Source organism: Pseudoalteromonas sp. Hal040 (assembly GCF_037162425.1).
In the GTDB taxonomy this organism is placed as follows: domain Bacteria; phylum Pseudomonadota; class Gammaproteobacteria; order Enterobacterales; family Alteromonadaceae; genus Pseudoalteromonas; species Pseudoalteromonas gelatinilytica.
The window spans coordinates 1,571,914-1,590,870 of sequence record NZ_JARLUU010000001.1; the positions used below are offsets into that span (position 1 = coordinate 1,571,914).

Here is an 18,957-nt window from a genome sequence, read left to right on the forward strand (position 1 = left end):
TTTACCTAAGGAACAAACCATGTTTTATGATCTAGCTCGCCGTTTTATGTTTACCCGTGATGCGGAGTGGGCTCATGAATTTGCACTTAATAATTTACGCCGATTTGCTCATACTCCATTGAGTGCAGCATGGTCACAAACTGTCCCTAATAAACCTGTTAATTTTTTAGGTTTAGAATTTAAAAACCCAGTCGGTTTAGCGGCAGGTTTAGATAAAAATGCTGAATGTATTGATGCATTTTCGCAAATGGGTTTTGGTTTCGTAGAAGTAGGTACTGTGACGCCACGTCCGCAAGCAGGTAACGATAAACCACGTATTTTCCGCTTACCTGAGTCAAATGCGATTATTAACCGTATGGGCTTTAATAATAAGGGCGTTGATAACTTAGTTAACAACGTTAAAGCGGCTAAATACGACGGTATTCTAGGTATTAATATTGGTAAAAATAAAGATACTCCAAACGAGCAGGGTAAAGATGACTACATCCACTGTATGCGCAAAGTATTTGAGCATGCATCATACATCACAGTAAATATTTCTTCACCGAATACCCCAGGCCTTCGTGACTTACAATATGGTGAGGCGCTGGATGACTTATTACAAAGCTTAAAGAACGAGCAACTTGATCTAATTGCTAAACACAACAAACAAGTGCCAATGCTGGTTAAGATCGCCCCTGATCTTGATGAAGTGCAAATTGCCCAGGTAAGTGATTCATTGATCACTAATAAGATCGATGGTGTTATTGCTACAAACACCACTCTTGAGCGCGCGATGGTACAAGGTCAACAATACGCAAATGAAGCAGGTGGTTTATCAGGCCAGCCTGTGCGTCAGCGTTCAACCCACGTGGTTAGTGAACTTAAGCGCTTAACCGAAGGTAAACTACCTATCATTGGTGTGGGTGGCATTGACGATGCTGATTCGGCAAAAGAGAAATTTGCAGCGGGTGCAGACCTTGTACAAGTTTACACTGGTTTCATTTATAAAGGCCCAGAATTGGTAAAAACGATCCTAAATAGCTTATAAGGATCAGTTATCTAAGCAATTGATCATTAATAAAATGTTCTAAGAAATCATTTTATTAATGGTCTGCTTTAGTTATAATTTATGATTAAGCGCACAGTATTTATTCGTTAGGGAGGAGACATGTTACAAGCATCTAAGCAATGGAAATGGCTTGCTTGTGCGAAAAATAATCGTCTTTTGGTTGACCTTGACCAAGATATGCAACTGTGCACACCTTATAAACTTCGCCAACTCACTGATGCAGTATTAGAACAACCAAACTTCAGCCTTGAAGATGCTGCTTTCTATCAGCAAGTTCATCAATACCTCGAAACATTCTCACTGTGGAACCCAGCACAGCTTTGTCAAATTGCCCTTAACGCTACAGCGGTTAAATTTCATTTGAAACCAGTACTTGCAAAAAGTTGGTTCTTTCATGAGTATCATGGCAGCCAGCCGAGCGTTGAAGCGGTTGTTAAATTGTGTTCACAGGCACAAGAAGGTGAGTTTTTAATTGTTGATCATTCAAGTGAAGCGTCGGTTTGTATTAACCTAAGCCAACACTTTCAACTAGACGAAAACCTTTCTCTTGAACAGTTTGAGGCTATTAAGGTTTTAAATAACCGTATCCATCCTGTTTATATTCAACAAAAACAGTTTAAATCTGCCTAATATCCCTGCAAATGTTGGCGTTTTTGTTCGCCAAGCTATGCTATAATCCTGCGCAATTAGCATTTAAGGGTTTTTACTTTGCAATTTATCGCACTTACCTCTATCGGAATAGAAAATTTACTTGTTGATGAGCTTACTACACTCGGTGCAGAAGTCTCTAAACAAACCGTGGGCTCTGTACGTTTTGAAGCAGATAGCTTATTAGCACAAAAGATTTGTTTATCGAGCCGTTTTTCGACTCGTATCATGATGCTGATAGAAGAAAAGGAAGGCGTAAAAGACAAAGACAGCCTTTATCAATTTGCGCGACTGCAGCCTTGGCAAGAGTGGTTTGGTCCTAAACAAACTTTCGCTGTTGATTTTAGCGGCACCAATAACGATTTAAAAAATACACAATTTTCAGGTCTTGTTGTAAAAGATGCGATTGTTGATTATTTTACAGATTTATTCGAACAACGCCCAGATGTTGATAAATACAATGCCAATGTTCGTGTTGTAGCAAGGTTGAACCGTCAAGGTGTTGCGCTTTATATCGATTATTCTGGCCCGCGTTTATCTGAGCGTGGTTATCGTCAAGATCAAGGTAAAGCGCCAATTAAAGAGCACTTAGCAGCAGCACTAGTGAAACGAAGTGGCTGGCTTGAAAACGTACAACAACCTTTGTTCGATCCATGCTGTGGTTCAGGTACTATTTTAATTGAAGCTGCAAGCATGGCGCGCAATGAAGCGCCGGGTTTATTCCGCGAAGGTTTTGCCTTTGAGCGTCTACCAAGTTTCCGTATTCAAAAGTACAAAGAATTAAAAGCTGAATTAACGGCACAAATTACTGCTCCTAAACTTTGGCTTATTGGTCATGATATTGACGGTAGTGTTATTGCAAAAGCGCAAGAAAACGCAGAGCGCGCAGACCTTGGTAGTGTGATTAAATTTAAACAAAGCGATGCGACTAAACTAACGTCTGTTGCAAAACTTCCTGGTGTAGTGATTTCGAACTTACCTTATGGTGAACGATTAGGTTCAATGGCGGAGCTGGTGAACTTACACCGTAGCTTAGGTGTAGGCTTTAAAAAGCACTTTAATCATTGGAAACTTGCTTTGCTTGGCACCGATGAAAGCTTATTTAAGTTATTAAAGTTAGTTAAGTTAAAACGCTATAAGTTTAAAAATGGCCCGTTAGATGTGGTACTAAATCTATACCAATTAGACGATAAACAAGTAGAACTTAGTAAAGAAGATAAACCAGCTCTTAATTATGAAGGTTCAACAGCGTTTGCAAATCGTTTAAAGAAAAACAAGCAAAACTTAAAGAACTGGTTAAAGCAAAATGAAGTAAGCTGTTATCGTGTTTATGATGCGGATATTCCAGAATATAACGTAGCTGTTGATGTATACGATGATTCAGCGGTTATTTTTGAATACGCTGCGCCAAAAGAAATTGATGACGATACAGCACAAAAACGTCTACAAGATGTGATTAGTCTGACCGCTGAGCAGTTAGAAATTGCCCCTGAAAATATTGCGGTTAAAGTGCGTAAAAAGCAAAAAGGTGAAGAGCAATATACGAAGGTATCAAAGCAAAATCGCACACAAGTGGTAGAAGAATTTGGTGCGAAATTTAAAGTGAACCTATTTGATTACCTAGATACGGGTTTATTTTTAGATCACCGCTTGGCACGTCGTTATATTCAACAAAACGCACAAGGTAAACGTTTCTTAAACTTGTTTGCCTATACTGGCAGCGCATCTGTACATGCTGCTGTTGGTGGCGCTAAAGCGATTACCACGGTTGATATGTCAAAAACTTATTTAAAGTGGGCACAAGAAAACTTTGTGCTTAATGACATAAGTAATACGCGTTATCGTTTTGAACAAGCTGATTGCTTGAAATGGCTTGAGTATGCTCAAGGTCAATACGATTTAATCTTCTTAGATCCACCGACGTTCTCAAATTCAAAGCGTATGAAAGATGCATTTGATGTACAACGTGACCATATCAAACTACTTACTTGGGTTAAGAAGATTTTAAGCCCGAACGGTACGCTTATATTCTCAAACAATAAGCGTGGCTTTAGCATGGATGAAGTCGGGTTAATGGGCCTAGGCCTGAAAGCAGAAAACATTTCTGACAAGACCTTATCACCAGATTTTAAGCGTAATAAGCAAATTCATAATAGCTGGCTTATTACCCATGGCTAATTTTACCCTGTATCACACTGATGGCTGTCATCTGTGTGACATGGCCGAAGAATTATTAATTGCTGCAAACGCTTCGTTTGTAGCAAAAGACATTATGGACAGTGAGCAGCTGATTGACCTATACCAAACCAGTATTCCGGTTGTGGAATCTCATCAAGGCGAGAAATTATTTTGGCCTTTTGATGCAGAGCAATTAGCGCAATTTATTGCTGATAAGAAAGAATAAGAGTAGTAATCACGATGGATTTAATCAGAATAGCCAAAGCTCAACTCGCTTATGGTACGCATCCGCTACTAGATGATGCCGATGCCGTTATTGAGTCAGGTGAGCGCGTATGTATCGTTGGTCGAAACGGTGCAGGTAAATCAACACTGCTAAAAGTGCTTGATGGCCAAGTGACATTAGATGATGGTGAAATCAACCAATTAGGTGGTATCCGTATTTCTCGTTTAGAGCAAGACCCACCAAAAGGGGCCGCAGGTTCAGTATTTGATTATGTAGCGCAGGGCATGCCTGACATTGCTAACTTACTGATTGAATATCATCAAGTTAGTAATCAAATGCAAACAGACTATAACGATAAATTGCTCAACAAATTAGAACGCTTATCTAATCAATTAGAAACCGTTGATGGCTGGCGTTTTGATACCCGTATTCAGCTTGTTTTATCTCGTTTAGAGCTAGACCCAGAAGCCAAGCTTGAATCATTATCGGGTGGTTGGTTACGTAAAGTTGCGTTAGCGAGAGCCTTGGTCAGTGAACCCGATTTACTGTTACTTGATGAGCCTACCAACCACTTAGACATGAGTAGTGTTATTTGGCTTGAGCAATTTTTAAAAGAGTTTAAAGGCGGTATCGTCTTTATTTCTCACGACCGTGCATTCATTCGAGCAGTTGCAACCCGTATTCTTGATTTAGACCGTGGTAAGCTGGTTTCGTATCCTGGTGATTACGCGACTTACCTTGAACAAAAAGCACATGATTTAAAAGTCGAAGAAACGCAAAACGCACTATTTGATAAACGCTTAGCAGAAGAAGAAGCGTGGATCCGCCAAGGTATTAAAGCACGTAGAACACGTAACGAAGGGCGCGTACGTGCTTTAAAAGAATTACGTAAAGAGCGTAAGCAACGTGTTGATCAAGTTGGTAAAACTGATTTCAATATTGAAACAGCGGACCGTTCTGGCAAGTTAGTATTCGAAGCGAAGAACATTTGTCATGCATTTAAAGATAAAGTGATTGCAAAAGACTTTTCAACACTTGTTATGCGTGGCGATCGCGTTGGCCTGGTCGGACCCAATGGTATTGGTAAAACAACACTGCTTAAAATTTTATTTGGTGACTTAACGCCAGATAGCGGAAGTGTTAAGCAAGGTGTTAACCTAGAGTTTGCTTATTTTGACCAGTATCGTCAAAAGCTCGATGAAGAAGCCACAGTGCAAGACAATGTAGCTGAAGGTAAGCAAGAAGTGATGATGGGCGGGCGCTCACGTCATGTTTTAGGTTACTTACAAGACTTCTTATTTCCGCCGGCAAGAGCGCGTACACCGGTAAAAGCATTGTCGGGTGGTGAGAAAAACCGCTTATTGTTAGCAAAGTTATTTTTAAAGCCATCGAATATTATCGTACTCGATGAGCCAACCAATGACCTTGATATTGAAACCTTAGAGCTTTTAGAAGAGATTATTAACCAATATCAGGGCACGGTGCTGATTGTAAGCCATGACCGTGAATTTATCGATAATACTTGTAATTCTGTATGGGCATTTGAAGGTAACGGCAAGATCACTGACATTGTCGGAGGCTATAGCGACTATGAAGCATATGCTGCTCATTTAGCTGAGCAAGAAAAACAACAACAGCAACAAATTAAGCAAGAAAAGCCGTCCGTTGTTAGCCAAGATAAAACACCAAAGAAAAGTAATAAACTCTCTTACAAATTAAAACTTGAATTAGAAGAATTACCCAGTAAAGTGGAACAACTTGAAAAAGCGTTAGACGCTCAGCAAGTTGTGGTTAATGACCCAGACTTTTTTAAGCAAGATGCTGCAATTACGACAGAAGCATTGAACCATTTAGCCGAGTTAGAGTCTGAGCTTGAAGCCGCTTTTGAGCGCTGGGAAGAACTCGAAGATTTAAAGAATCAGTAGTAAGGATTAAAATGAAATACAAATTACTCGCTGCCAGTATTTTAGCCACCCTAAGTACCTCAGCGATGAGCGCAACCTATAAATTAGAAGAATTAGGTGGTGTTGATGGCGCTAAATTTAACTACGTAACAGATGTTAGTGAAAACGGTCACATCATAGGCTTAGCAAACGGTCTTTATAAGCTACCTATTGATATCTCATATATAGATTTCACTGATGATAGCCTTCTGGAATCAGCTTACGATACAGCAGAAGCGCAATATAAACTCATTGATAAAGAAATTACTTTCACACTTGATGATATTGCGAATAACGATGCGGTAAATACCAATGCCGATGCACATTCGTTTATGGTTAGTTTTTTAACAGGTCGTTCAACTGATTCTGAATATCAAAAACTATCAAGCGCTATAGCGACGGTATTTTCATCTGAAGGTTCAACTGAGCAAGTATTATTTGATGAACAATCGCTTGATTTTGACGGCTTAACACGTTCGACGTCTAACTTACTAAATGCAGTAACAGATGACGGTGTGATGGTTGGTTGGGGTAGTGCACCTTACGAAAAAACATCGTTTACACAAACAGATGAAGACGAAGAAGAAACACACTTCTTAAGAGACTTTATTAGTCGTGCGATTGTAATTTCAGAAGATGGAGTGAAAGTTGAACTCGCACCTGAGTTTGATGATTACGGCGGGATTAGCTCGGCAAATGACATTATTAAAACAGCTAATGGCTATGAAGTTGTAGGTACAGTATCAACGGATATCGCGGTTGACCCACTTGATGATATTACCGATAACTGTGATGGTGAAGATGAGCCAGTTTCAGACTGTGTAGAAGCTTATAATCGTACTTATACAACTGGTATCTATAACAAACGCGCTGTGAAATGGACGCTTGATAGTAGTCTTAATATCACTAACACTGAAATTTTTGGTTTAGGTTTAACACCTGAAGATGATGAAGATTTTGCTTTTCGTAGTAACGCTCTAGCCATCAACGAAAATGGTCTGGTTGTAGGTACTTCTGATGTTCGTTATAAAAGCAATAGCACCCGCATCACTATGCCTGTTATCTTCGAAAATGGTGAAGTAAAAGAGTTTATCGATCAAGAAGACGATTGGATTTCGGGTCAACCACTTGCAGTAAACAATGACGATGTTGTTGTTGGTTACGCGAGCAAGCGTATTGATGGTACAACGCGCACAAAATTCTTCTACTACGATAAGAAAAGTGACAGTGTTGTTTTCCCAACGGATTACTTCTCAAGCTCAAGCTCGTTAGCAAATGATGTTAATGACAATGGGATCGTTGTTGGTGAAGGTGAAACTGACATTTATAATACTTCTACGCGTCGTCGTGAAGGTTTCATGTACACCATTGGTGAAGATAAAGTTGTTAACTTAAACGATTTATTACCATGTTACGAAGAAGATGGTGAGACACGCTTTAAGTATACGGTTGCTGAAGCTAAATCAATAAACAACAATAATGAAATCTTCGGTGTTGCGACTAAAACAGTCGAAAAGACTGATTCATTTGGCAATGTAGTTGTCGATGTTGATGGTAATATCGAATATGAAAGTATTGCAGTTGCTGTTAAATTAACGCCAATTGATGGCAGTGTAGAAGAGTGTCCAGCGGAAGAGATTGAACAATATGAGCGTCAATCTGCCAGTTTCCCTTGGTATGCACTATTGTTAGTACCATTTGCAGCAGCACGTCGCTTCTTTAAAAAGTAATCGTTTCGTAATCGAGACTTACTAATCAATATTAAAAAACCCAGCGTCAAGCTGGGTTTTTTGTCTATACTGAAGTTATAAATTGCTAATATTATTTTTTATGGCGATGTATCCAGGCTTTACGCACAGAGCGCTTCCAAAGCATGTCGATACCAAAATAACCAATAATAGCTGCAGCCGTTGCACAAATAAGTGAACCAACTAAAAACGCAGGGCCGATAGTTGTCAGACTTTCGATGAACCATTGCCAGCTTGGTTCAAATTGGAAATGTTGAGGTGGCTGGGCTAGGGCAATCGTGCCAACAATATATGAACAATAGAAAATAGGAGGCATTGTTAGTGGGTTTGTGATCCACACTGTCGCAACAGAGATAGGTAAATTCACTCGAAATGGAATAGCCAAGGCGGCTGCAAGAACCATTTGAAAAGGAACAGGGATGAATGCGAAAAATAAACCAACCGCAAATGCACCGCGTGCAGAGCGTCTATTTAAGTGCCACAAATTGGCATCATGCAATAAACGACCAAAAATTCTTAAATACTTGTGTTCTCTTACCTTGTTATGATCAGGTAAAAACCGTTGGATCGTTTTTTTAGCCATTTAAAGCAACCATTTACATCAATTTGGTTATGCAGCGGTTTTGTCATAGGCTGTTTTATCACCCTATATACATTTGGCACTGCGGCGTTCTATATAATGAGTTTTGCTATATTATTAGCAGGTGCTTATTTTAAGCCTTTTTTGATTCTATTGTCAGGGTTTATTTGCGCTATTTTTTTAGTGATTTTTCATTACCTAATTTTTTACTCCGTGAGTGATTGCAAAATAAACTACCAACTCACTAGAGTTGTCAAATTTGAGGTAATTGAAAGCGTTAGTGCGAAGAGTCCTTTTTACATCAAAGCGCGATTAATAAATATAGAATCCTGTGAAAGAATAATTCGTCCTGCACCACTTGCCATGCTCAGTATTACATCAGATAAACCACTTCTCTCTGGTGAGTTAATAGAAGGCAAAGTAAAACTCAAGCGTTATCGTTCTATAAAAAATTTCGACAGTTTTGATAGTGAAAGAAATGCGCTTAAAGAACGGATATTTTACAAAGGTCGAAGTGTCGGTGAAGTTAGCTCTTATGGTCACCAACAGGGAAATAATATTCGAGTACGGTATCGGCAGTACATTTCCAGCATCACTGAGAATACACATTTGCAATGGCTTTACTATGCTTTACTTACAGGTGATAGAAGCAAAATTTCCTATGACGATAACACACAATTAAGAGAGTTAGGCCTAACGCATTTGCTCGCGATTTCTGGACTTCATATCGGACTTATCTACGCAATTGGTTTCTATACGAGCAAATGGCTGGTAAAAATAAGTAAGCTACAAATAAATCAAGCATTTCAGTTGAACAACGTTTTTGTTTTATTTGGCTTTAGCTGTGCACTTATTTATGTTTACTTGAGCGACTTTATTGTCTCAGCAACGCGTGCCCTTGTTATGCTCGGCTGCTATTTGATCATATATCAGTTAGGTAAAAACCCGTCGCGCTGGCGCTCTATTCTGTATGCTTTGACACTTGTGCTGCTGATTGACCCATTTGCGCTTTTAAACCCGGGGCTTTATTTTAGTTTTACTGCGGTGACAATTATTTTCTTATTAACGAAGCAGACGTTAGATATAAAACTCGGTTTGATAAAGCGTATCAGCCAGCTTATGTATGTTCAGTTGGCCTTGTTCTTTGGCTTATTGCCATTGTCATTATTTTATTTTGACGGTACCAGTGTAATTGGTCTTATAGTCAATTTAATCGCCGTGCCACTTGTTGGCTTGGTGTTACTCCCTTTGTTGATATTTTATAGTCTGATTTCAAGTTTTATCGATGTGGTAAGTGTACTGTCTCTAGTCGATAGTGTTCTGAGTTTTGGCTATCAATTACTACTTAGTATTCCAAAGCATTGGCGTTGGTTTTCTTTCTCCGAGGTTAATTCCTCACTATTGACCATTAGTTATCTTAGTTTACTCATATTACTGTTTAGCCCAAAGAAGTACTTATCAGTACTTCCACTTCTTATCTATTTCATTGATTGCAAGCTACAGCCACAGGTTCAATTCCAAGTGGATGTCTTTGATGTAGGCCATGGCCTTATGGTGATGATAAGTGCACATGAGCATGCCCTAATTTATGATTTAGGGCCAAGGCACTTTTCTCGCTATGATTACATCAATAGGGTGTTAGTTAGGAATATTAATAAACACGCATTAACGGTTTCGGCGACACTAATAAGTCATTTAGATAATGATCATGCGGGTGGTTTAAGTTCTTGGTACCGTGCTGGGTACCGCGATACATTCTCAACCTTTCATCCTGAGGGGCTAAGAAAACCTTGTGATAGTAAACGTTTGACATTTGAAGGGCTAAACATAAATAGCTTTCATGCTGATGTGAATGGTGATAATCGAAATGACCAATCATGCTTACTAAAAATTAGTTCTACAAATTATTCAGTGTTGTTCACAGGTGATATCTCCGCTTTGGCAGAAGCAACCCTGATTGAAAAGGGCGTTGACCTGCACGCGACTGTTTTATTGAGTCCTCACCATGGTAGTAATACATCATCGAGTGTTCGTTTTATTGATGCTGTAAACCCAGAAATGGTGATTCATTCATCGGCTTATCAAGGTCAATGGCATTTTCCGCACCCAGAGGTTGTAAAACGCTATCAGCAACGCCATATACCTCAATTCTCTACCGCCGAGCAGGGGCACATTCGTATTCTATTTTATCGTGATAGTTATCGTTTAGAATTTGCCCGCGAGCAGGAAAGTTATTGGTTCGAACAAGATTGACGTTTTGTTTTTAACCCCATGAGGCTACAATAGTCGAAGTCTATGAATAAGAGAGTGTTATGGATCAAACTACATCCCAAATCTATAAGCGATTAATCAGTTATGTGGGTGATTATAAGTTAATCGCGTTTTTCGCCATTGTGGGCATGATTGGTTATTCCGCTATGGATGCATTGTTTATCAATTTAATGAAACCCTTCATTGATGAAGGTCTTAATGCCCGTAACACTGAAGTTTTAACCTATGCGCCATTTGTTGTTATAGCGCTGGTGTTGGGTCGAGGCATGTTTAACTATATGTCGTCGTATTGTTTAAGTTATGTTGGCTCGCAAGTTGTTAGAAGCTTACGTCAGCAATTGTTTGAGCATATCTTACATTTACCTGTTTCATTTCATGATAAAAACTCAAATGGTGATTTAATTTCAAAAATCACCTTCGATACTGAGCAAGTACAGCAAGCTATCACGAAAGCGCTTTTAATCGTGGTTAGAGAAGGGGCCTTTGTAGTCTTTTTGCTATTCAATATGTTTTATACCAGCTGGAAACTTTCTTTAATATTTTTAGTTATTATTCCGCTGGTGGCTGTGATTGTCGCGTTTGTTTCAAAACGTTTTCGTATGATTTCGAAAAAAATTCAGTCAGCCATGGGGCAAGTAACGCGTAGCTCAGAACAAATGCTCTCTGGTCACAAAGTGATTCATGGTTTTGGCGGTCAGCAACAAGAAATTGCCCAGTTTTCAGCAATTAACAATCATAATCGCCAGCAGCGCATTAAAATGGATGCCACCAAAGCGTTAAGTGTTTCTGTTATTCAAATATTGGCAGCAAGCGCTATGGCAGTGATTTTATGGGTTGTGTCGATGCCGTCTATGATTGACACCATTAGCTCTGGCGACTTCGTATTGCTTATTTCATCAATGATGATGTTGTTGCGTCCACTTAAGCAACTTTCAAACGTAAATAGCGATTTACAACGTGGTATTTCTGCTGCGCAAAGTATCTTTTTAGTGCTTGATGAAGAGGTTGAAAAAGACACAGGCACATACAGCATTGATAAAGTGACTGGTCGTATTGAAGTGAATAATGTGACCTTCAAATACCCAACTAAAGATGAGCCTGTTTTGAAAAACTTGTCGCTCACGATCAATGCTGGTGAAAGCATTGCATTAGTGGGGCGCTCTGGGTCAGGCAAATCGACCATCTCGAATTTACTGCCGCGTTACTATGAACTTGAAGGTGAAAGTGAAATTTTGCTCGATGGTGTAAATATCGCGGATTACAAGCTAACGGACCTTCGGAAGCAATTTGCACTGGTTTCACAGCAAGTCGTGCTCTTTAACGACACCATTGCTAATAATATTTGTTACGGCCTAAGCCGTGAATTAACGAACGAAGAATTAATGGCCGTTGCCAAGCAAGCCCATGTTTGGGAGTTTGTTAAAGACTTACCAGAAGGGTTAGATACCATGGTGGGTGAAAACGGCGTGATGTTATCAGGCGGCCAACGTCAACGTATTGCTATTGCACGTGCAATATTAAAAGATGCACCTATCTTGATCCTTGATGAAGCCACCTCAGCACTTGATACTGAATCTGAAAAACTGATCCAGCAAGCGCTTGAAAGTTTAATGAAAGAGAAAACTTCAATAGTCATTGCGCACCGTTTATCGACTATCGAAAACAGTGATTGTATTTATGTCATTGATCATGGACAGGTTATCGAAAAGGGCACACATAACGAACTGCTTGAAAAAGACGGTACCTATTCAGCCTTATGTAAGATGCAGTTTGGTGAGCAGTAGTGAGTGTTATTGAAAAAAGCTGGTATAAAAAGCCTGGTTTACTAAACATTTTACTCTTGCCTTTGAGTTTGCTTTTTTGGTTTATCTCAACGCTTCGCGCTTTGTTTTATAAGCTTAATATACTTAAGGCTTTTAAAGCGCATGTTCCTGTTATTGTGGTTGGTAATATCAGTGTAGGTGGCAACGGTAAAACGCCATTTGTTATTTGGCTTGCTGAGTGCTTGCAGCAACAAGGTTTAAAAGTGGCTGTGATCAGCCGTGGCTACGGTGGAGAGTCAGATTCGTATCCACTGTTAGTGACAGAACAAACGAGTACAACGCAAGCGGGTGACGAACCTGTATTGATACAACGTCGTTTAGGCTGTGTTGTTATGGTTGGTCCTAACAGACAAGCAAGTATTAAGGCATTAGAGCCGCATGATATTGATGTGATCATTTCTGATGATGGCATGCAGCATTATAAAATGGCGCGTGATATCGAGTGCTGTATTGTTGATAGTGAGCGACAATTTGGTAATGGTCTATTAATGCCAGCAGGTCCACTTCGCGAAACAAAAGCGCGTTTAAAGTCGGTTGATTTAGTGATTGAAAATGGTGGCAACGCACAGAGTCGCTATGATTTGGCATCGAGTCCATTTCGAACCGTGAGTGATTCAAAGCTTGCTAATTCAGTTCAAGATAAAGGTCATGCGGTTAGTGCTATAGGTAATCCTAAACGCTTTGAAAATAGTCTTGAGCAGCAGGGCATTAAGTTATTATCGACTCATCATTTTCGTGACCATTATGCCTACCAAGCAAATGACTTTAACGATTTTGCCGACGATGCAGTGTTTATGACAGAAAAAGATGCAGTTAAATGCTTTAGTTTTGCTAAACCTAATTGGTATTATTTACCTGTTGATGCAAAGCCGACAGCAGCAGTTATCGAAAAACTAAATTTATTATTAAAACAAAAAGGGATCCTCAATGGCCTTTGATACAAAATTACTTGAAATTATCGCTTGCCCAGTTTGCAAAGGTAAACTACGTCTTGATAAAGAAAATCAAGAACTTATCAGCACAGCTGCAAAACTAGCGTACCCAATCAAAGACGATATCCCGGTGCTATTAGAAAATGAAGCCCGTGAATTAAGCCAAGAAGAGGTTGATAAGTGGAATTCGTAGTCGTTATTCCTGCACGCTACGCATCAACACGTTTGCCGGGTAAACCACTGGCTGATATCTGTGGTAAACCCATGATCCAACATGTTTATGAAAAAGCCGTTGCCTCAGGTGCATCACAAGTTTACGTTGCCACTGATCATCAAGCTGTGTTTGATGCAGTAAAACTGTTTACTGATAACGTGCTTATGACGCGTGAAGATCATCAATCTGGTACAGAGCGTTTAGCTGAAGTTGTTGAGCAATTAAAGCTTGAAAGTGACATCATTGTCGTGAATGTGCAAGGCGATGAGCCTTTATTGGCGAGTGAAAATGTTTCTCAAGTTGCCACGCTACTTGCTGATTCAGATGCGCCAATGGCGACTTTGAGTACAAGCATTGATGAGATTGACGATATCTTTAATCCTAATTGTGTCAAAGTTATTAACGATGCAGATAACAATGCGTTGTATTTTTCACGTGCGCCAATCCCTTATCATCGTGATGCGATGATGAATGACGATAAAGCAAAATTAAATCTTGCTGATTTTGCACGCCATATTGGTATTTATGCGTATAGAGCAGGTTTTATAAAGGACTACATCGAGTTACCTGAGTCTCGTTTAGAAGTACTTGAGTCTTTAGAACAGCTTCGTGTCCTTTATCATGGTCATAAGATCAAAATCGCAAAAGCAGTGTGCGCGCCACAGGCGGGTGTTGATACACCTGAAGATTTAGCGCGAGTCATTGCTGTACTTGGCAAATAGCGCATGTACGATGTAAACAATGTTCATCTTCATGCTAGTGAGGATGACTTTTTTGTTTTTTATAAACCAGCAGGTGTAAGCTTTCATAGTGAACAGTGTGCTGGTTTTGTCGTACTTGCTGAAAAGCTCGTAAACGAGAAGCTCTATCCGGTTCATAGGCTAGATAAAGTGACATCAGGTTTAATTATATTAGCTCGTAACAAAGAAGCCGCAGCCGAATTCACCACGCTATTTTCTGATCATAAAATAAATAAGTTTTATCTAGCCGTCAGTGATGCCAAACCGAAAAAAAACAAGGTTGGATAAAAGGGGATATGCAAAAAAGTCGTCGTGGTGCATTTAAGCTTTTAAAGACGCAAACAAACCCAGCGATTACTCGTTTTTATTCCACAAGTATTCGCCCAGGGCTTCGTACTTATTTGTTAAAACCTTATTCAGGTAAGACACATCAGCTTAGAGTGGCGATGAAAAGCTTAGGCGCCCCAATTCTTGGTGATTCCACTTATGCAGGAAGTAAAGACGAACGCACTAATTTGCATGCCTATGCACTACAATTTAGCTATAAAGGGCAGCTTAAAGAATATCGATGTGGTTACACTTTTGGCTCGCATCTTAACGAAGTTTTTAACGCAGACGAATTCCAAGAGTGGTTCGCTCCTTGGACGTTGGATTGGTAAATGAAAGAAACAACACAAGATATCCGCTTTGGTGGCATTAAACGTTTATATGGTCATCAACAATTTGATTGGTTACAACAAGCACATTTTTGTGTCATTGGTATTGGTGGCGTAGGGAGTTGGGCTGCTGAAGCCTTGGCTCGAACGGGTGTAGGGCAACTAACGCTGATTGATCTTGATGATATTTGTGCAACCAATGTAAATCGTCAAATTCATGCTTTAACGGGCACTGTTGGTGAAGCAAAAGTTGAAGCCATGAAAACACGTTGTGAGTTGATAAACCCAGATATCAAAATTAATGTTATTGATGATTTTATTACCCTTGATAACATTCGTGAACATATTCAAGGCTTTGACTATGTAATTGATTGTATCGATGCTGTAAAAGAAAAAGCAGCGCTAATCGCACATTGTAAACGTATAAAACTACCTGTCATAACAACAGGTGGCGCAGGCGGGCAAACTGACCCTAGTCAAATCAGTTTTGGTGATGTTGCAAAGACAACACATGACCCATTACTTGCAAAAGTACGTTATATTTTGCGAAAACAGTACAACTTTAGTAGCAATCCAAAGCGAAAATTTAACGTTGATTGTGTTTATTCAACTGAGCAGCTTGTATATCCAACCTCAGAAGGTGAGGTTTGCCAAGCAAAACAAGGTGCAGATGGTTCAATGAATATGGACTGTAATAATGGTTTTGGCTCTGCAACCATGGTGACAGGCAGCTTTGGCTTTTTTGTTGCAGCCAAAGCGATTAGAAAATACCTAGATAAAAAACAGCGCAGTGCTTAACTTAGCGCTTTTGTTCAGCCATGGTTTGAATTTTATCGACCATGGCTTTGATGCCATTGCCGCGAGAAGGGCTTAAATGGTTAATTAGACCAAGTCGTTCAAATTCATCATAGGCATTTATTTGCGCTGCTTGCTCCGGTGTTAGACCATTGTATAAGGCTAAAATCAAAGCCAGTAACCCTTTGACGATACGCGTATCTGAATCGCCAGCTAAAACAAGGCTATTTTCCGAGTGGTCAAACTCAATATAAAGCCACACTTTACTCTCGCAGCCTTTTACAAGCGCATCATCGACCTTTAATGCATCAGGCATTGCTGGTAATTGTTTACCCAGTAGCATAATTTGGCGGTATTTTTGTTGCCAACCTGCCGCTATTTCAATGTCTTTAGTTACGGCTTTAAACGTTGAATTCATATCTTATCCAAAATTAATCTAATAACTCAATACTACTTTTAATGGCACTGATAAATGCGTCGACATCAGCTTTATTGTTGTATAACGCAAAACTTGCGCGTACAGTCCCAGGTATACCTAAATGGCTCATTATAGGTTGCGTACAATGGTGGCCACTACGTACCGCAACACCAAAACCATCAAGTAGGGTGGCTAAATCAAACGGGTGCTCATCGCGATAATTAAAACTAATGTTACCGATGTTATCTGTTTGGTTTGAATAGATATTAATACCATCAATAGCTGCTAACTGGTTTATCGCATAAGAGAAAACTGTATGCTCATGTTGACGCATTTGCTGAAAATCTAAAGACGTTAAATAATTAATTGCCTCTGCAAAGGCAATGACACCCGCAATATTAGGTGTTCCTGCTTCAAATTTGCCCGGTGCATCACGAAAAGTGCTCTGAGTTAAGGAAACTGTTTCTATCATTTCGCCACCGGTTTGATAAACATCGAGCGAATTTAACAGCTCATAACGTCCATATAAGCCACCTAAACCTGTTGGGCCGAGCATTTTATGGGCAGAAAACACGTAAAAGTCACACGACATTTCTGGTAAATGAGGGCGCAAATGCATCGCCGCCTGCGCACCATCTACAACCGAAATAGCATTAATGGCTTTACATGCGCTAATGATAGGCGCTAAGTCAGTAATATTACCTAAAGTATTTGATGCATGGGTAATGGCGACAATTTTAGGCTTTTGTTGTGTGATAAATTCACTACAGTGTTCGCTATTAATACTTAAATCATTTTCTACCGGCAAAATAATGACTTGTGCACCGGTACGCTGAGCGAGTTGTTGCCAAGGAACAATGTTGGCGTGATGCTCAATAGCTGATAGGGCAATCTTATCGCCAGGATTAAGCCTAGAAGCCAGACCATTTGCGATTAAATTAATCGATTCAGTTGCGCCTTTGGTCCACACTATCTCATTACTTTTTACAGAAAAATAATCAGCAAGTAGCGTTCGGGTATGTTCATAGTTGCGTGTCGCGTTTTCACTAAGGGTATGACGCCCACGGTGGACATTTGCATTCTCATGGCTATAAAAGCGTGCAAGGGCATCAATAACCGCTTGTGGCTTTTGAGAGGTCGCCGCTGAGTCTAAATATACCAGAGGCTGCTCATTAACCGTTTCATTCAGCAGTGGAAAGTCAGCACGTATTTTAGCAATGTCGAACATGGAAGGCCCTTAACAGCGAGAATGCGACGATTTTAATTACTTTGCACAAATAGACAAGTGCAGGGCAACAAAAAAGGCCGCATAGCGGCCTTTTTTAAACATAAATACAGTCTAGCGTTTGTCAGCTGGAACGTAATCGCGTGAAGTTTCACCAGTGTATAACTGACGAGGACGGCTGATCTTGTGACCAGGTTGAGAAAGCATCTCATCCCAGTGAGAGATCCAACCAACAGTACGTGACATTGCAAAGATTACAGTGAACATGCTTGTTGGAATACCGATTGCTTTTAAGATGATACCTGAGTAGAAATCTACGTTAGGGTAAAGTTTCTTCTCTACGAAGTATGGGTCTTCAAGTGCAATTTGCTCAAGCTTCATTGCGATATCAAGAAGTGGATCTTGAATGTTTAGCTCAGCAAGTACTTCGTGACACGTTTGACGCATTACTGTCGCACGTGGGTCGAAGTTTTTGTATACACGGTGACCGAAGCCCATAAGACGGAAAGGATCAGACTTGTCTTTCGCTTTCGCAACGTACTCATCGATGCGGTCAACAGAACCGATTTCTTCTAACATGTTAAGACATGCTTCGTTAGCACCACCGTGTGCAGGACCCCATAGAGATGCGATACCCGTCGCGATACACGCGTAAGGGTTAGCACCTGAAGAACCTGCTAAACGTACTGTTGACGTTGATGCGTTTTGCTCGTGGTCAGCGTGAAGCATGAAGATTTTGTCCATTGCTTTAGCAAGAACAGGGCTTACTTTGTATTCTTCAGCAGGTACTGAGAACATCATGTGTAAGAAGTTTTCAGCAAAGCTTAAATCGTTACGTGGGTATACGAATGGTTGACCAACGTTGTATTTGTAAGCCATCGCGACGATAGTTGGTAATTTAGCAACTAGCTTGATTGCGCTTGTTTTACGTTGTGTAGCATCAGTGATGTCTAAATCTTCGTGGTAGAAAGAAGAAAGAGCACCTACAACACCACATAGCATTGCCATTGGGTGAGCGTCAAAGCGGAAACCTTGGAAGAAGTTTGCGATTTTAGTATCAAGCATTGTGTTGTGCGTGATTTCTTGTGCAAACGCATCGTATTGTTCTTTAGTCGGTAATTCGCCGTTTAATAGTAAGTAGCAAAGCTCGATGTAGTTTGAATCATCAGCTAATTGCTCGATTGGGTAACCACGGTGTAATAAAACACCTTTGCCGCCATCGATGTAAGTGATTGAAGATTCACAAGAACCGGTCGACATGAAACCTGGGTCATAAGTGAAATAGCCATGAGAACCTAACGTACGTACGTCGATTACGTCTTGGCCAGCAGTGCCTTGGTAAATTGGAAGTTCGATTGGATCAAGACCATCAATATGGACCGTGGCTTTCTTATCCGCCATCTATTTATCTCCTATTAAGATAACAACTCTGATTGTTATGTTCTGAATCTGTTTAAGCACATTCTTTTCATTTTAACGTGAAAGAGGGGTGTAAAGTCAATTTTTATA

Annotated in this window: 16 protein-coding genes and 1 pseudogene; 13 read left to right on the plus strand and 4 right to left on the minus strand. The window is 40.0% G+C overall.

Translation table 11 applies throughout. The annotated features are described in order from the left end of the window. Positions 1 to 19 precede the first annotated feature (19 nt). From pyrD to P4S60_RS07055, 6 genes are all read left to right on the plus strand, one after another. Entirely contained in the window at positions 20 to 1,030 is a 1,011-nt protein-coding gene (pyrD, locus tag P4S60_RS07030; RefSeq protein ID WP_337115466.1) for a quinone-dependent dihydroorotate dehydrogenase, read from the plus strand. A 120-nt stretch (positions 1,031 to 1,150) separates the two neighbouring features. Beyond that, the gene (locus tag P4S60_RS07035; protein ID WP_337115467.1) at positions 1,151 to 1,681 is read left to right on the plus strand and encodes a cell division protein ZapC domain-containing protein; all 531 of its coding nucleotides are present in this window, start codon (positions 1,151 to 1,153) and stop codon (positions 1,679 to 1,681) included. 78 nt (positions 1,682 to 1,759) lie between these two features. Then, on the plus strand, positions 1,760 to 3,877 hold the full coding sequence (gene rlmKL, locus P4S60_RS07040) for a bifunctional 23S rRNA (guanine(2069)-N(7))-methyltransferase RlmK/23S rRNA (guanine(2445)-N(2))-methyltransferase RlmL (RefSeq protein WP_337115468.1): 2,118 nt from the start codon (positions 1,760 to 1,762) through the stop codon (positions 3,875 to 3,877). Next, positions 3,870 to 4,103, plus strand: coding sequence for a glutaredoxin family protein (locus P4S60_RS07045; protein ID WP_337115469.1), 234 nt, complete (start codon positions 3,870 to 3,872; stop codon positions 4,101 to 4,103). Before rlmKL ends, P4S60_RS07045 begins: the two co-directional genes overlap by 8 nt. A 14-nt stretch (positions 4,104 to 4,117) precedes the next feature. Next, positions 4,118 to 6,028 carry an ATP-binding cassette ATPase Uup gene (uup, locus tag P4S60_RS07050; RefSeq protein WP_188727750.1) on the plus strand — a complete coding sequence of 637 codons (1,911 nt, stop codon included), beginning with the start codon at positions 4,118 to 4,120 and terminating at the stop codon, positions 6,026 to 6,028. Positions 6,029 to 6,039: 11 nt separating this feature from the next. Further along, positions 6,040 to 7,776, plus strand: coding sequence for a DUF3466 family protein (locus P4S60_RS07055; protein WP_337115470.1), 1,737 nt, complete (start codon positions 6,040 to 6,042; stop codon positions 7,774 to 7,776). Positions 7,777 to 7,867: 91 nt separating this feature from the next. On the opposite strand, the gene P4S60_RS07060 is transcribed toward P4S60_RS07055, so the two are convergent. After that, a complete protein-coding gene (locus P4S60_RS07060) occupies positions 7,868 to 8,377 on the minus strand; it encodes a DUF2062 domain-containing protein (RefSeq protein WP_063706174.1) in 510 nt (169 codons plus the stop codon). Between the two features lie 360 nt (positions 8,378 to 8,737). On the opposite strand from P4S60_RS07060, the gene P4S60_RS07065 reads away from it, so the two are divergent. The 7 genes and pseudogenes from P4S60_RS07065 (at position 8,738) to tcdA (ending at position 15,808) form a co-directional block, all read left to right on the plus strand. Further along, positions 8,738 to 10,627 (plus strand): DNA internalization-related competence protein ComEC/Rec2, encoded by a 1,890-nt coding sequence (locus tag P4S60_RS07065; protein ID WP_337115471.1) that lies wholly within the window; start codon positions 8,738 to 8,740, stop codon positions 10,625 to 10,627. A gap of 59 nt (positions 10,628 to 10,686) precedes the next feature. Continuing rightward, the gene (gene msbA / locus P4S60_RS07070; protein ID WP_337115472.1) at positions 10,687 to 12,429 is read left to right on the plus strand and encodes a lipid A export permease/ATP-binding protein MsbA; all 1,743 of its coding nucleotides are present in this window, start codon (positions 10,687 to 10,689) and stop codon (positions 12,427 to 12,429) included. After that, positions 12,429 to 13,406: a tetraacyldisaccharide 4'-kinase gene (gene lpxK / locus P4S60_RS07075; protein ID WP_337115473.1), complete on the plus strand. Its 978-nt coding sequence runs from the start codon at positions 12,429 to 12,431 to the stop codon at positions 13,404 to 13,406. Before msbA ends, lpxK begins: the two co-directional genes overlap by 1 nt. After that, positions 13,396 to 13,593, plus strand: a complete 198-nt coding sequence (locus P4S60_RS07080; protein WP_036968654.1) for a Trm112 family protein — start codon at positions 13,396 to 13,398, stop codon at positions 13,591 to 13,593. Before lpxK ends, P4S60_RS07080 begins: the two co-directional genes overlap by 11 nt. Beyond that, the gene (kdsB, locus tag P4S60_RS07085; protein ID WP_337115474.1) at positions 13,581 to 14,336 is read left to right on the plus strand and encodes a 3-deoxy-manno-octulosonate cytidylyltransferase; all 756 of its coding nucleotides are present in this window, start codon (positions 13,581 to 13,583) and stop codon (positions 14,334 to 14,336) included. Before P4S60_RS07080 ends, kdsB begins: the two co-directional genes overlap by 13 nt. Before the next feature lie 3 nt (positions 14,337 to 14,339). Continuing rightward, positions 14,340 to 15,013, plus strand: a pseudogene (locus P4S60_RS07090) (TIGR01621 family pseudouridine synthase). Further along, positions 15,014 to 15,808, plus strand: a complete 795-nt coding sequence (gene tcdA / locus P4S60_RS07095; protein WP_105180460.1) for a tRNA cyclic N6-threonylcarbamoyladenosine(37) synthase TcdA — start codon at positions 15,014 to 15,016, stop codon at positions 15,806 to 15,808. It abuts the pseudogene before it with no gap. A 1-nt stretch (position 15,809) separates the two neighbouring features. On the opposite strand, the gene P4S60_RS07100 is transcribed toward tcdA, so the two are convergent. From P4S60_RS07100 to P4S60_RS07110, 3 genes are all read right to left on the minus strand, one after another. Next, positions 15,810 to 16,223: a SufE family protein gene (locus tag P4S60_RS07100; protein ID WP_063705534.1), complete on the minus strand. Its 414-nt coding sequence runs from the start codon at positions 16,221 to 16,223 to the stop codon at positions 15,810 to 15,812. 13 nt (positions 16,224 to 16,236) lie between these two features. After that, complete coding sequence (locus P4S60_RS07105) at positions 16,237 to 17,451, minus strand: aminotransferase class V-fold PLP-dependent enzyme (protein WP_337115475.1); 1,215 nt, start codon at positions 17,449 to 17,451, stop codon at positions 16,237 to 16,239. A 111-nt stretch (positions 17,452 to 17,562) separates the two neighbouring features. Continuing rightward, complete coding sequence (locus tag P4S60_RS07110; RefSeq protein WP_337115476.1) at positions 17,563 to 18,849, minus strand: citrate synthase; 1,287 nt, start codon at positions 18,847 to 18,849, stop codon at positions 17,563 to 17,565. Between the last annotated feature and the right edge of the window lie 108 nt (positions 18,850 to 18,957).